The organism is Streptomyces sp. NPDC047525 (assembly GCF_040643025.1).
GTDB lineage: Bacteria > Actinomycetota > Actinomycetes > Streptomycetales > Streptomycetaceae > Streptomyces > Streptomyces durmitorensis.
In genome coordinates, this window is the sequence record NZ_JBEYTL010000014.1 from 109,522 (window position 1) to 122,376 (window position 12,855).

A 12,855-nucleotide genomic window follows, 5' to 3' on the forward strand; every position below is an offset into this window, starting at 1 on the left:
ACGTAAGGGTATTAGTTCAGTAATGAACCGATGTAGTTCAGTAGTGAACCGATGTAGGTCGGTGATGAACTGATGGTGGCTTGCAACGGTCTGCAACTCTCGCGAACAGCAGTGCGGCGGTCGAAGCTGATGTCAACGCCGCTCAGGCGGCGTTCATGCTCCGCAACGGGGCTTGAAAGCGGGGGTGGTGCCGTGTCGGCGCAGCACCACCCCCGTGACTCCCTCCAGTCCCTGTGACTCCTCCAGTCCCTTCCCGCTAGCCCCTGCCGGGAGCGGCCCGCTCCACCACGGAGGCCAGATCGAGGGTGTGCGGCAGCGTCCCGAACGCCGAGCCCCAGTCCCCGCCGAGCCGCGAGGCACAGAACGCGTCGGCCACCTCCGGGGGCGCGTACCGCACGAGCAGCGAACCCTGGAGCACCAGCGCCATCCGCTCCACGAGCCGCCGCGCCCGCGCCTCGATGCCGTCCAGATCGGCCAGTTCGGTGAGCAGCCCCTTGATCGCGCCGTCCAGACGGTGATCGGCGCCGCGCGCGAGACCGACCTCCTGGAGGAAGGCGTTCAGGGCCAGCGGCTCGCGCTGCAGCGCACGCAGCACGTCCAGGGCCTGTACGTTCCCCGAGCCCTCCCAGATCGAGTTGAGCGGCGACTCGCGAAGCAGCCGCGGCATGCCCGACTCCTCGACATAGCCGTTGCCGCCGAGCACCTCAAGGGCCTCCACCACGAGCGGCGTGCACCGCTTGGTCACCCAGTACTTCGCGGCGGGCACCGCGATCCGCAGGAACGCCCGCTCCTGCTCGCCCCCGTCGTCGTACGCCGCCGCGAGCCGCAGCGCGAGCGTCGTGGCCGCCTCCGACTCCAGGGCCAGATCCGCGAGGACGTTGCGCATCAGCGGCTTGTCGACGAGCTTGCCGCCGAACGCCTCGCGGTACGTGGCGTGGTGCACGGCCTGTGCGACGGCCTGCCGCATGATCGCCGCCGAGCCCACCACGCAGTCGAGCCGGGTGGCCGCCACCATCTCGATGATGGTGCGCACCCCGCGCCCTTCGTCGCCGACCCGGCGCGCCCACGTCCCGTCGAACTCGACCTCGCTCGACGCGTTCGACCTGTTGCCCAGTTTGTCCTTCAGGCGCTGAATGGCGAAGGCGTTCCGGGTGCCGTCCTCAAGGACACGCGGCACGAGAAAGCACGTAAGTCCGGCGTCGGTCTGCCCGAGCACGAGAAAACCGTCGGACATGGGTGCGGAACAGAACCACTTGTGCCCCGTGAGTTCATAGGTGCCGTCCTCCGTGAGGGCACGCGCACGCGTCGTATTCGTGCGCACATCGCTGCCGCCCTGTTTCTCCGTCATTCCCATCCCGAAGAGCACTCCGGCCTTCTGGGACGCGGGCCGAAGACCTTCGTCGTAGACGAGAGAAGCGAGCTTGGGCTCCCACTCGGCGGCGAGCGCGGGATCGGTCCGCAGCGCGGGCACCGCCGCGTGCGTCATCGACAGGGGGCAGCCGTGCCCCGCCTCGACCTGCGTCCACACCAGGAATCCGGCAGCGCGCCGCAGATGACCGCCCGGCCGCGACCAGGCGGTCGTCAGACCGTGCGAAACGGCCTTGCCGAGCAGCCGGTGCCACGAGGGATGAAAGGCGACTTCGTCGATGCGATTCCCATAGCGGTCATGGGTGTGCAGAACGGGCGGATTCTCATTGGCGAGCACTCCCCATTCCTGCGCCTGGGCCGATCCCGCCGTGCGCCCGAGTTCGGAGAGTTGCTCACGAGCGGTACCGAGAAGGGCGGGATCGAGATGCCGTTCGACTCCCTCTGTGAGAGCGCGGTCTGACGTAAAGACGTCATATCCCACCAGGGGCGGAGCCTGGTTGGTCACTGTGTGGGTGGTGGCTGCCATGCCGCTACGGTAAGGAGGTGCACCAGGCAAATGAAACACCCGGGAGGCCGTCCGGCCGCTGGCACCGGGCCCGCGCTCTCTACAGCAACGTCTCCAAGCGCAGGACTGCCTGGCTGCTGCTCAAGGACACGGTCAACTCGTGCGTGGAATACCGCATCCTCGGTCTCGCGGCCGAGGCGGCGTTCTTCACGCTCCTGTCCGTGCCGCCGCTGCTCCTGAGCCTGATCGGCCTTCTCGCGTACGTGGACCGCTGGACCGGCGCGAACACGATCGCCAGCGTCGAGAACAACATCCTCGAGGCGTCCCGCACGGTCCTGTCCGACAAGGGCGTCAGTCAGATCGCGCAGCCGATACTGGAGGACGTGATGCGGGTCGGCAGGCCCGACGTCATCTCGATCGGTTTCCTCTTCGCCCTGTGGTCGGGCTCGCGCGCCGTGAACGTCTTCATCGACACGATCACGGTCATGTACGGCCTGGACGGCGCACGCGGCATCGTCAAGACCCGGCTGCTCGCGTTCGGCCTGTTCATCGTGGCCCTGCTGATCGGTTCGGTGGCGCTGCCGCTGATGGTGGCGGGTCCTGACGCGGTGGTGAAGCTGGTGCCCGGCTCCACGACGGTGGTGCAGGTCCTGTACTGGCCGGTGGTGACGCTGCTGTCCGTCGTCTTCCTGACCACGCTGTACCACGTGTCAGTGCCGGTGCGCTCGCCCTGGGTGGAGGACATGCCCGGTGCGCTGATCGCCCTGGGGATGTGGGTCCTGGGGAGCTTTCTGCTCCGGATCTACCTGACGAGCACGGTCGAAGGGCCCACGATCTACGGCTCGTTGGCGGCGCCCGTCGCCGTGCTCCTGTGGATAGGTGTGTCGGCGTTCGCGGTCCTGGTGGGAGCCGCGGTGAACGCGGCGATCGACCGCGTGTGGCCCTCCGTCGCCACGGCGGCCGCGCGAGCGGCCAACGACCGGATCAGGGAGGCGCGGGCGGTTGAGGTGGTGGCCCGCGCGGCCGCCGCGCGGGAGGCTTCCGCGGACCCGGACGACCAGGACATGCCGTCCGAGTTCCCCGAGCGCTGGTCGCGGTTCCTGCCCCCGGACGACGTCTCCTCGCGGCTGCGGACGCATGTGAAGAAGAACGGGGGCGGCGAGGAACCGCCGCCGGAGTAAGGGAAACGCCGGCCGGGCTGGAAGTATCCAGCCCGGCCGACGTCTTTCAGCCCGTCCGGCGTTTGCACCTTGCGCCAGAGCCACTCACACCTTCCAGACGCCGGCATGCTCCCGGGCGAAATCGGCGAAGTCACGCGGCTCCCGCCCCAGGATCTCCCGCACCCCCTCGGAGAGCCGCGCGTTGCGCCCGTCCAGGTTCGTCTCGAACAGCTCGATCAGGAACTCCGTCTCCTCCTCCGGAACCCCGAACTCGGCGAGCGCACCCCCGTACTCCCTCGCCGATACGGGGGCGTACCGGATCTCCCGCCCCGCGGCCGCCGCAATCTCGGCCACCGCGTCGCGGAACGACAGCAGGCGCGGTCCCGACACCTCCACCACCCGTCCCGCGTAACCCGAGTCGGGGCGGAGCACCGCCACCACCACGTCCGCGATGTCCCGCGTGTCGATGAACGGTTCGAGCACCTCCCCGCCGGGGAACACCAGTTCCCCTTCGCGCATGCCGTCGAGGAGATGGCCCTCGCTGAGGTTCTGGGCGAACCAACTCGCCCGTACGACGGTCCACTCCGCCCCGGACTCCCGCACCGCCCGCTCCGTGGGCTCCGCCTGGTCCTCGCCCCGTGCGGACAGGAGCACGATCCGCCGCACACCGAGCTCCACCGCCTGCCGGGCCAGCGCGCCCACCGCCTCGCCCGCGCCCGGCGCGCCGACGTCCGGCTGGTAGGCGAGGTACGCGGCGTCCGCGCCCCGCAGCGCGTCCTCCCACGTCGAGGGGTCGTACCAGTCGAACCGCACCGCGCCCGACCGCGAAGCGGCCCGCACCGTGTGGCCCGCCGCCTCGGCGGCCTCCGCGACCCGGCGCCCCGTCTTGCCGGAAGCGCCCGTGACCAACACCGTCATGCTCTGCGTGCTCTTCGTGCTCTGTGTGTTCACCGCGTTTTCTGTCATGACTTCAGTGAACTGGCCCGCGCCACAAGGAGCCATCCGTCAGGGACTCACCCCCATACGCGTGCGTCTACGCTTCCGGTATGGACGTACTCGCAGGCTTGCTGGAGGGCCCCCGCGCGCGAGGAGCCTTCATGATCCGTGCGTGTTTCGACCCGGCCTGGTCCGTGCGCATCGCGGACGAGGCACCGCTCTCGGTCATGATCATGGTGCGGGGCACCGCCTGGATCGTGCCCGACCACGGCGAACCCCAGCTCATCCGCCCCGGAGACGTCGCCGTCGCGCGCGGCCCCGACCACTACACCGTCGCCGACGACCGGACGAGGAAGCCCCACGTCGAGATCCGGCCCGGCGAACGCTGCGTCCCCCTCGGCGACACCCCGCCCGAGCAGTACCGCGACCTCGGCCAGCGGACCTGGGGCCAATCGCCCGACGGCGCCTCGGAGATGCTGATCGGCACGTACCAGGCGCGCGGCGAGATCACCGGGCGGCTCCTCGACGCGCTGCCCCCGCTCCTGATCCTGCCCACCGAGGTGTGGGACTGCCCGCTCACCCCGCTGCTCGCCGACGAGATCGCCAAGGACGAGCCGGGGCAGGACGTCGTGCTCGACCGGCTGCTCGACCTGCTGATGATCGCCACGCTGCGCGCCTGGTTCTCCCGGCCCGAGGCGGAGGCCCCCGCCTGGTACCGGGCGATGGGGGACCCGGTCGTCGGGCAGGCGATCCGGCTGCTCCAGGACGACCCCGCGCACCCCTGGACCATCGCGGTGCTCGCCGCGAAGGCGGGGGTGTCGCGGGCCGCGCTCGCCCGGCGGTTCACCGAGCTCGTGGGCGAGCCGCCGATGGCGTACCTGACGGGCTGGCGGCTCGCGCTCGCCGCCGACCTGCTGCGGGACACCGAGCAGACGATCGCCGCGATCGCCCGCCGCGTCGGGTACGGCAGTGCGTTCGCGCTGTCCAGCGCCTTCAAGCGGGTGTACGGGGTCAGCCCGCAGGAGCACCGCTCACCGGCCGCGTAGCCCCCGGGCGGCGTAGCCTGGAAGGCGTGTCGCACGAGACCGTCGAGTACGCGGAGCGGCCGTCCCGGGTCCCGGGCGCGGTCCTGTGGACGCGTGCCGGCGGCGGTGCGGACCGCGCCGTGTACCCCGTGCTGCCCGACGGCTGCATGGACCTGCTGTGGACCGGCGGCAAGCTCCTGGTCGCGGGACCCGACACCCGCGCGTACCGCCCCGATGCGGACCCCACCGCGCGGTACGTGGGCATCCGCTTCTATCCCGGCACCGCCCCCGCCTTCCTCGGCGTGCCCGCGCACGAGCTGCGCGACCGGCGCGTCGACCTCGCGGACCTGTGGCCGTCGGCCGACGCGCGCCGCCTGACCGAGCGCATGGACGCGGCCCGCGATCCGGCGGCCGTCCTGGAGTCCCTCGCCCTGGCGCGCGCGGGCGAGAGCGAGCCGCCCGACCCGCTGCTCGCGCACGTAGTCAAGGCCCTGGAAGCGGGGCGGTCCATCGCGTCGACCGCCGAGGAGGCGGGCATCAACGCCCGCCTCCTGCACCGGCGTTCCCTGGCCGCGTTCGGCTACGGCCCCAAGACGCTGGCCCGTGTCCTGCGCCTGCAGCGCGCCCTCGCCCTGGCCGGGGGAGGCCTGGCCTACGCGGAGACCGCGGTCGTCGCGGGCTTCGCCGACCAGGCCCATCTGGCCCGCGACGTCAAGGAGTTGGCGGGCATGCCGCTGAGCGAACTGCTCAGCCGGCGGCCGGACTAGGCGGCCGGACTAGGCGGCCGGACTAGGCGGCCGGATCAGGCAACCGGGCCGGGCAGCGGCGCGAACAGGTCGACGCCGTTGCCGTCCGGGTCGAGGACCGAGGCGTACCGCTGGCCCCAGAAGGCGTCCCACGGCTTGAGCTCACCGTGGTACCCGGCGCCGACCAGCTCCTCGTACGCCGCGTCGACGCCCTCGGGGGTCTCGCAGTGGAAGGCGAGCCCGATGCGGCCCGCGCTCTGCGGCGGCTCCCAGTTCTTGTCGAAGGAGCGGATGGTCTCCTCCGTGTCGAACGCGATGCGCAGACCGCCGGGCAGCGCCGCCTCGACGTGCGGCTGGCCCTCGGAGCCCTCGGGGAACTCCAGGCCGAGTCGGCGGTAGAAGGCGAGCGTGGCGGCCATGTCGGAGACGACGATGCCGACGAGGTCGAAGCGGGGTGTGATGTTCGTGTTCATGCCTCGCAGCCTAGGCAGCCGCCATCGGCCCGTCTTGAAGAAAACGGACCGCGCGTAGGGGCACCGCGCAAACGGACGCCGCGCCACTCCTTGCCGCCGCCCGCACATGGCCGTACATGTGCAGGAGGTCCACAGCACGGGGGCGAGGGGAGCTGACCGCCATGTCCGCCACGTCCGCCGCCGTGCCCGCGTCGACCACGCTCGACAAGCACCCGGCAAGTCCGGTCCGTCTGGAGGCGCGGGACGACGACGAGGTGCTGTCCCGCTGGCTCTGGCTGGTGAAGTGGCTGCTCGTGGTCCCGCACCACGTCGTCCTGCTCTTCCTGTGGATCGGCTTCCTGCTCGTCACCGTGGTCGCCTTCTTCGCGATCCTGATCACAGGCGGCTATCCACGGGTGCTTTTCGACTTCAACGTCGGTGTGATGCGCTGGACTTGGCGCGTGGAGTACTACGCGTACGGATCACTCGCCACCGACCGCTATCCGCCCTTCTCGCTGCGCGAAGTCGCCGACTACCCGGCCCACCTGGACATCGCCTACCCCGAGCACCTCTCCAGGGGACTCGTCCTCGTCAAGAGCTGGCTCCTGATCCTGCCGCAGCTCCTGGTGGTCGGTCTGTTCACGGGCGGCATGCGCGTCAGCTTCGGCCTCGCCGGGATCATCACCTTCTTCGCGGGCGTGTCCCTGCTCTTCACGGGCCGCTACCCCCGCGGCATGCACGAACTCAACATCGGTCTGCACCGCTGGGCCGCGCGCGTCCTGGCCTATGGCCTGCTGCTCACGGACGTGTACCCGCCGTTCCGCCTCGATCAGGGAGACCGGGAGCCCCTTGGCTGACTGTCCTGGCCCCCGAATCCTCGCTACGGTGGGTGCCATGGACTTGCCGAGCGACAACCGACTGGCGGCTGCCGTCGTGGCGCACCGCGGGCGTGTGCTGCTCGTGCGGCGCAGTGAGACCGAGCGGTTCCTGCCCCGGGTGTGGGGTGTCCCCTGCGGGAAGCTGGAGCCGGGCGAGAGTCCGCTGGACGGCGTGCTGCGGGAGTTGAAGGAAGAGACCGGGCTGCGCGGCGAGGTGCTCCGCAAGGTCGGCGAGTCGTCCTTCGTCAGCCGGTACCGCGGGCACGAGGTCAAGAACTGGCAGGACAACTTCCTGGTGCGGCCGTTGAGCCTGGAGGTGTCGCTGCCGCATCCCGACCAGGACCACCGCTGGCTCGCCCCGGCCGACCTCGGCACGGTCGAGATCGACGACTACAACCTGGACATCGTGCGGCAGGCGTTCAGCGGCTGAGCAGTTCCGCGAGCGACTCCAGCTCCGCCAGGTACTCCTTCACGTCCATCGGCCGCTTGACGACCGCTTCCGCGCGGCCGCCCGCACCTGAGCCTGAGCCTGATTCGGTCGCGTCGGCGAACACGTCCGTGTACCGCCGCCGCCCCGCCCCCGTCTCCAGGAACAGGGTCACCGCCGTCCCCGCCGAGGCGCACCACGCGCGGTGCAGGGAGTACGACGGCAGTCCGTAGCCGCTGCCCGTGCCGTACTGCGCGGTCTGCGTGAGCCGCAGCCGCGCCGGGCCCGCCGGTTCCAGGAGCCAGTGGCCCTCCACGTCCGACAGGGACTCCCGGTACCAGGACGCCGCGATGCCGCTCCCGTCCGGGTCCGCGGTGTTGTGCAGCGGCTCGTACAGCTCCATGCCGAGCGTGCCCCGCACCACGTAAGAGGCAAGCGGCGAGCGGTGGTTGTGGATGTCCTCGCGGCCCGCCGAGCGTGTGCCGGGGTGCCAGACGTGGGCGCGCAGCATGTGCCCCGGGCCGCCGTCGATCAGGAGCAGCTTGTCGAAGCCGAGTACATGGCGGTACGAGAGGGGTGCGCAGGCCGAGGGGGCGCCGACGCCCGTCGCCAGTTCGCACACCAGGCCGAAGAGCCTTTCGGGGGAGCCCAGTTCGGCGACGACCGCACGCGCCGCCCGCACCAGCTGGTCCTCGGGCAGCGCCGCGTCCAGGGTCCCTTCGAGGAGATGCCGGGCCCTGTGGACGTGCCGACCACCCATGCGGTCACTCTCCCCCTCGGTCGCGAGCGCGCCGCCGGGGATCATCCGCCCGGCTGATACATCCATACGGCATGGGCCCGCAGCGCCGAAAGCCCTTGATAGGTCATCCACAGGGGGCGGCCGAGATCGTACCCGTCCCAGTTCCAGATCCCGTCGTCCTGCTGGCGCCACACCGCGCCGACCGCGCCGGCCACCAGCGCGTGCCACGCGTCCTCGCGGCCCTCTTCCGACGCGATCTCCCAGGCGGCCGGTGTGAGCAGCGCCCGCATCATCCACGCGGCGGTGAAGTGCCGTACGGAGAGCACCTCTTGGCGCCAGGAGTCGACCGGATGCGGGCGGCGCACCTCCTCCTGCGTGTTGCGCAGGTCGGCGCAGTCCTCGTGGGCGGGGGCAGGGCAGGCGAGCAGCCAGCGGATGCCGTCCTCGCGTGCGGCGCGGGTGTTGTTGTCCTCGCCGAGCACGCGGGCCGCGCGGTCGAGCGCGACCACCGCCTGCGCGGTGTGCACCGCCGAGGGGCGTGTGACCGGGGCGCGCAGGGCGGGGCCCCAGCAGCGCCGGTGCTCCCGCAGGGGATCGGTGACCGTCCGGTCGACCAGCTCGGCCCGCAGCCGTGCGAGGTCGGGGGAGTCCGGGGCCGCGCGCAGCAGTCCGCGCAGCATGGTGGTCACGACATGGGTCCTGCCGAGCCCCGACGGTTCGCGCTCCTCGGTGAAGCGCGCCGCGCACTGCGCCGCCTCCTCCGCGAGGCGCCCCGGATCCGCTCCCGCCCGCGCGAGCGCGCCGAGCACGAGGGCGGTCACCTCGGGGCGCGCTGTCGACCCTTGCGAGCGTGCGGCCCAGCCGCCGTCCGCGAGACGGAGGCGCCACAGGGTCTCCACCAGTTCCGATGCCCTCAACCTGCCGTCGTGCACGCCGAGTTCGAGCACGATGTGCAGTCCGTACGCGGTGCCGGTCGGGGTGGGCCGCACCGGCAGCGTCGGCTCGTCGAGGGCGTGTGCCCAGCCGGTGAGGCGGCCGCTCCCGGGGGCGTCGACGGTGGCGAGTTCCGCGGTGAGCGTGGCATACGTGGCGGCGGCGAGCCGTGGGAAAGGGCCGGGGGCGGGCGCGGCCTGCGGCCCCGGAAGGGCGGGCCGCCGGGTGCTGTCGTCCGCGTCCGCCCTGGCCCGGATCAGCGCGGCGGCCAGCCAGGCGGCGACGCCCGTGCCGATGCCGCTGACCGCCGCGATCGCATAGCGGGCGGTGTCGCCGGAGATGGCGTCCGGCAACACGCCCACCAGGGACTGGAACACCGCGTACCCCGCAGCGGCGCAGCCGAAGCCGCCGAGCCAGCCCACGAACCGGCCGGGGCGCGAGTCGCCCGGCGGGGGAGGAGGGGTGGACGGTGGCCTCAACGGACTGCGGCCCAGCCGCGGTTGTGACAAGGGGTGCTCCCTCCCCCCAAGGCGGCACGTGGTTCGACGGTGACTTCCAGTCTAGTGCTGAGTCACCGGAAAACCCCGGTCAGGGCGAGGTTCGCCCCGGCGGAGGTCCCACCGGTGGCGGCACCTGAGGCACGGCATCGCGGCGCGAGAAGGTGAACGCGAACTCGGCCGGTGCGGCGTGGAGTTCGTGCTGCAGCAGCACCCCTGGCCCACAGGACTGCGAGCCGATGCCGTGCTGCCCGTGGTCGAGATGGACCCAGACCGTGTCGCCGGGCACGAGATCCGTGCGGTGCGTGGCCGCGTCCAGCTGCTCGGTGGTCCAGCGTCGCGCCGTGAACCAGAAGGTGGGCTCGCCGACCACGCGCACCCCTTCGCCGTCGAAGCCCGCCTGCAGCTCGGCCCAGCGGACGTCCGCGCGGGCGCCGTTCTCCTGCGGGCGGACGTAGGGGGTCTGCATCCGGTCGACCTGCATGAACCAGGTGCCGATGCCGGAGGCCGCCGCCGTGTCCGGATACGCCTCCTGGGGGCCGCCGCCGAACCAGTGCGCGACCCCGTACGCCGCCGGAAGGCCGAGCCGGACGCCGAGCCGGGGCAGCGGCACGGTCCACTCGCCCTCGGGCATCACGGACACGGTGAGGCGCAGCCGGGTGCCGTCGGAGGTCCAGCGGTAGACGGTGCGCAGACCGATGTCGCGCGCGGCGGGTGCCACGCGGGTGCGGACGGTGAGTGTGTCGTCCGTCAACTCGACGGCGTCCAGGCGGTGCTGCATCCGGTGCAGGCCGAGCTCGCGCCAGACGAGCCCGTTGCGCCGCCCGCCCTGCCAGGAGGCCCCGTTGTCGTTGTCGGTGGGGGCGCGCCAGATGTCCAGGCGCGGCGCGCTGGTCAGGGGGATGTCGTTCAGGGTGTGCAGCTCGCCGGTGCGGGCGTCGAAGGCGCCGGGGCCAAGAGTGATCAAATCCCCTTCGCGCTGCGGACGTTCGCCGGTGGCGGGCCGGATGACAGGTCGTGGCGAGACGCGGAACTGGGCCCGCGCGACGCCGTGGTCCAGCTTCGTCCAGTTCGTCGTCGTGACGCCCACCACCGCCGCCAGGTGCAGGAAGGTCTCGGCGTCGCGGCTGGCCAAGGGCGGATCGGGCAGCTTCAGTTCGACGGATTCCCCGGGGCCGAGCTCCGGCGGCACGGCCAGCTCCCCGCCTTCGGAGGCCTCGTCGTCGCTGATGTACGTCCACTCGAAGGACAGATGGGAGAGGTCCGCGAAGTCGTGCAGATTGGTGACCCGGACCGTCCCCGCTCCCGCGTCGTACGCGAAGCCCACCGGCTGGATGACCCGCTTGTACGCGTCCAGCCCCGGCGACGGCATCCGGTCGGGGAAGACGAGGCCGTCGCAGACGAAGTTCCCGTCGTGCAGCTCCTCGCCGAAGTCGCCGCCGTAGGCGTAGCCGAACTCCGGGTGCGAAAGGCCGTGGTCGATCCACTCCCAGATGAAGCCGCCCTGATTGCGCTCATGGGCGTCGAACAGCGCCTGGTACTCGCTCAGGCCGCCGGGGCCGTTGCCCATCGCGTGCCCGTACTCGCAGAGGATGAAGGGGAGTTGGCGTCGCGACCGCGGGCCGTCCGTGTCCTCGCGCCGGCCGATGCGCTCGACCTCGGCGTGGTCGGCGTACATGCGGGAGTACAGGTCGGTGTCCGCGCAGGTCGCGTCGCCCTCGTAGTGGATGAGGCGGTCGGCGTCCCGTGCGCGGATCCAGCGCGCCATGGCGGTCAGGCCGCGGCCCGTCCCGCACTCGTTGCCGAGGGACCAGATGATCACCGAGGCGTGGTTCTTGTCGCGCTCGACCATGCGGGCGGCACGGTCCAGGAGGGCGGGCGTCCAGCGGTCGTCGTCGACCGGGTTGCCGCGCCACCCCTGCTCGGTGAAGCCGTGGGTCTCCAGGTCGCACTCGTCGATGACCCACAGGCCCAGCTCGTCGCAGAGGTCGAGGAACGCGGGGTGCGGCGGATAGTGGCTGGTGCGCACGGCGTTGATGTTGTGCTGCTTCATCAGCAGGACGTCGGTGCGCATCGTGGCGAGGTCGAGCGCGCGGCCCGTCTCCGGGTGGAACTCGTGCCGGTTCACGCCGCGGAACAGGATCCGGCGGCCGTTGACCTTGATGGCCCCGTCCTCGACGGCGACCGTGCGGAAGCCGATCCGCAGCGGGACACGCTCGCCCGCCGTGGCGAGGACCCCGTCGTACAGGCGGGGTGTCTCGGCCGTCCAGGGCTCGACGTCCACCGTCACCGGCTCACCCGTGGCGACGTCGACGCCCAGCTCGGGCACGGTGACCCGGCCGTCCACGTCCGAGTCGACCCGCAGCGTCCCCGCCCCCGCGCGATGGTCGTACGAGGCGTGCGTGAAGAAGTCGAGCGCGCAGCCCTCGGGGCGGTGCAGCAGGGTCACGTCCCGGAAGATGCCGGGCAGCCACCACTGGTCCTGGTCCTCCAGGTACGAACCGGACGACCACTGGTGGACGCGGACCGCGAGGACGTTTCCCGAGGGCTTCAGGAGGTGGCCGACGGTGAACTCGTGCGGAAGCCGGGAGCCCTTGAACTCGCCGAGCTCCGTGCCGTTCAGCCAGACGCGCGCGCAGGACTCGACGCCGTCGAAGCGCAGCGTCGCGCCGCCGACGGTCGTCGTGGGCCAGTCGTCCGGCAGGTCGAAGGTGCGCAGGTGGTCGCCGGTCGGGTTCTCGGTGGGAACGCGGGGCGGGTCGACCGGGAAGGGATAGACCATGTTGGTGTAGATGGGCGCGCCGTGCCCCTGCAGCACCCAGTGTCCTGGCACCGCCACGGTGTCCCAGGCCCCGGCGTCGTAGCCGTCCGAGGCGAAGGAGTCGTCGGCGGTGTCGGCGGCCGGGGAGAGCCGGAAGCGCCAACTGCCGTTCAGGGAGAGGGAAGTGGCGTCCGACCGTGCGTACCACGCGCGGGGCGGGAGGCTGCCGGTGCCGGGGGATACGTCCTCAAGGTAGGGGAGCTCCATGGCTTCCATCAGACAGCGGGGAGGTGGGACGTCACAACCGTCACGCGGCGGGGGTTGTTGGATTCTCGGCGGCGGAGTTGGACGAAAGGTGCATGGGCTGCGGATTTCGTCGTACGCCGTCGATGTGCCGGTTGCAATTCGTTGAGGTATGGCATTTCGGG

At 71.5% G+C, this 12,855-nt stretch carries 11 protein-coding genes; 5 read left to right on the forward strand and 6 right to left on the reverse strand.

Annotation, left to right across the window (positions count from 1 at the left end; genetic code table 11):
- Positions 1-256: 256 nt before the first annotated feature.
- Positions 257-1,894: an acyl-CoA dehydrogenase family protein gene (locus ABZ833_RS32995; RefSeq protein WP_361054388.1), complete on the reverse strand. Its 1,638-nt coding sequence runs from the start codon at positions 1,892-1,894 to the stop codon at positions 257-259.
- 17 nt (positions 1,895-1,911) lie between these two features.
- Here ABZ833_RS32995 and ABZ833_RS33000 point away from each other — a divergent pair, with 17 nt between their 5' ends.
- Entirely contained in the window at positions 1,912-3,054 is a 1,143-nt protein-coding gene (locus ABZ833_RS33000; RefSeq protein ID WP_361054391.1) for a YihY/virulence factor BrkB family protein, read from the forward strand.
- 84 nt (positions 3,055-3,138) lie between these two features.
- Here the strand turns inward: ABZ833_RS33000 and ABZ833_RS33005 are convergent, their stop codons facing one another.
- Entirely contained in the window at positions 3,139-3,999 is an 861-nt protein-coding gene (locus ABZ833_RS33005) for an NAD(P)H-binding protein (protein WP_361054394.1), read from the reverse strand.
- Positions 4,000-4,079: 80 nt separating this feature from the next.
- Between ABZ833_RS33005 and ABZ833_RS33010 the strand changes: the two genes are divergently transcribed.
- The gene (locus ABZ833_RS33010) at positions 4,080-5,015 is read left to right on the forward strand and encodes an AraC family transcriptional regulator (RefSeq protein ID WP_361054397.1); all 936 of its coding nucleotides are present in this window, start codon (positions 4,080-4,082) and stop codon (positions 5,013-5,015) included.
- Positions 5,016-5,041: 26 nt separating this feature from the next.
- On the forward strand, positions 5,042-5,761 hold the full coding sequence (locus ABZ833_RS33015; protein ID WP_361054400.1) for a DUF6597 domain-containing transcriptional factor: 720 nt from the start codon (positions 5,042-5,044) through the stop codon (positions 5,759-5,761).
- 35 nt (positions 5,762-5,796) lie between these two features.
- On the opposite strand, the gene ABZ833_RS33020 is transcribed toward ABZ833_RS33015, so the two are convergent.
- Positions 5,797-6,213, reverse strand: coding sequence for a VOC family protein (locus tag ABZ833_RS33020; RefSeq protein WP_361054403.1), 417 nt, complete (start codon positions 6,211-6,213; stop codon positions 5,797-5,799).
- Between the two features lie 161 nt (positions 6,214-6,374).
- Here ABZ833_RS33020 and ABZ833_RS33025 point away from each other — a divergent pair, with 161 nt between their 5' ends.
- Positions 6,375-7,049 (forward strand): DUF4389 domain-containing protein, encoded by a 675-nt coding sequence (locus ABZ833_RS33025; RefSeq protein WP_361054406.1) that lies wholly within the window; start codon positions 6,375-6,377, stop codon positions 7,047-7,049.
- Positions 7,050-7,086: 37 nt separating this feature from the next.
- The gene (locus ABZ833_RS33030) at positions 7,087-7,500 is read left to right on the forward strand and encodes an NUDIX hydrolase (RefSeq protein ID WP_361054409.1); all 414 of its coding nucleotides are present in this window, start codon (positions 7,087-7,089) and stop codon (positions 7,498-7,500) included.
- On the opposite strand, the gene ABZ833_RS33035 is transcribed toward ABZ833_RS33030, so the two are convergent.
- From ABZ833_RS33035 to ABZ833_RS33045, 3 genes are all read right to left on the reverse strand, one after another.
- Positions 7,490-8,257, reverse strand: coding sequence for a hypothetical protein (locus ABZ833_RS33035; protein WP_361054629.1), 768 nt, complete (start codon positions 8,255-8,257; stop codon positions 7,490-7,492). The two genes, ABZ833_RS33030 and ABZ833_RS33035, sit on opposite strands and share 11 nt — an antisense overlap.
- A gap of 41 nt (positions 8,258-8,298) precedes the next feature.
- Positions 8,299-9,678, reverse strand: coding sequence for a hypothetical protein (locus ABZ833_RS33040; RefSeq protein ID WP_361054412.1), 1,380 nt, complete (start codon positions 9,676-9,678; stop codon positions 8,299-8,301).
- Positions 9,679-9,757: 79 nt separating this feature from the next.
- Positions 9,758-12,694: a glycoside hydrolase family 2 TIM barrel-domain containing protein gene (locus tag ABZ833_RS33045; RefSeq protein ID WP_361054415.1), complete on the reverse strand. Its 2,937-nt coding sequence runs from the start codon at positions 12,692-12,694 to the stop codon at positions 9,758-9,760.
- Positions 12,695-12,855: the final 161 nt, after the last annotated feature.

Bases quoted from the DNA above. Each gene is read 5' to 3' on its own strand.
- ABZ833_RS32995 (WP_361054388.1), bottom strand. From the start codon at position 1,894: ATGGCAGCCACCACCCACACAGTGACCAACCAGGCTCCGCCCCTGGTG.
- ABZ833_RS33025 (WP_361054406.1), top strand. From the start codon at position 6,375: ATGTCCGCCACGTCCGCCGCCGTGCCCGCGTCGACCACGCTCGACAAG.
- ABZ833_RS33020 (WP_361054403.1), bottom strand. From the start codon at position 6,213: ATGAACACGAACATCACACCCCGCTTCGACCTCGTCGGCATCGTCGTC.
- ABZ833_RS33030 (WP_361054409.1), top strand. From the start codon at position 7,087: ATGGACTTGCCGAGCGACAACCGACTGGCGGCTGCCGTCGTGGCGCAC.
- ABZ833_RS33005 (WP_361054394.1), bottom strand. From the start codon at position 3,999: ATGACAGAAAACGCGGTGAACACACAGAGCACGAAGAGCACGCAGAGC.
- ABZ833_RS33045 (WP_361054415.1), bottom strand. From the start codon at position 12,694: ATGGAGCTCCCCTACCTTGAGGACGTATCCCCCGGCACCGGCAGCCTC.
- ABZ833_RS33035 (WP_361054629.1), bottom strand. From the start codon at position 8,257: ATGGGTGGTCGGCACGTCCACAGGGCCCGGCATCTCCTCGAAGGGACC.
- ABZ833_RS33010 (WP_361054397.1), top strand. From the start codon at position 4,080: ATGGACGTACTCGCAGGCTTGCTGGAGGGCCCCCGCGCGCGAGGAGCC.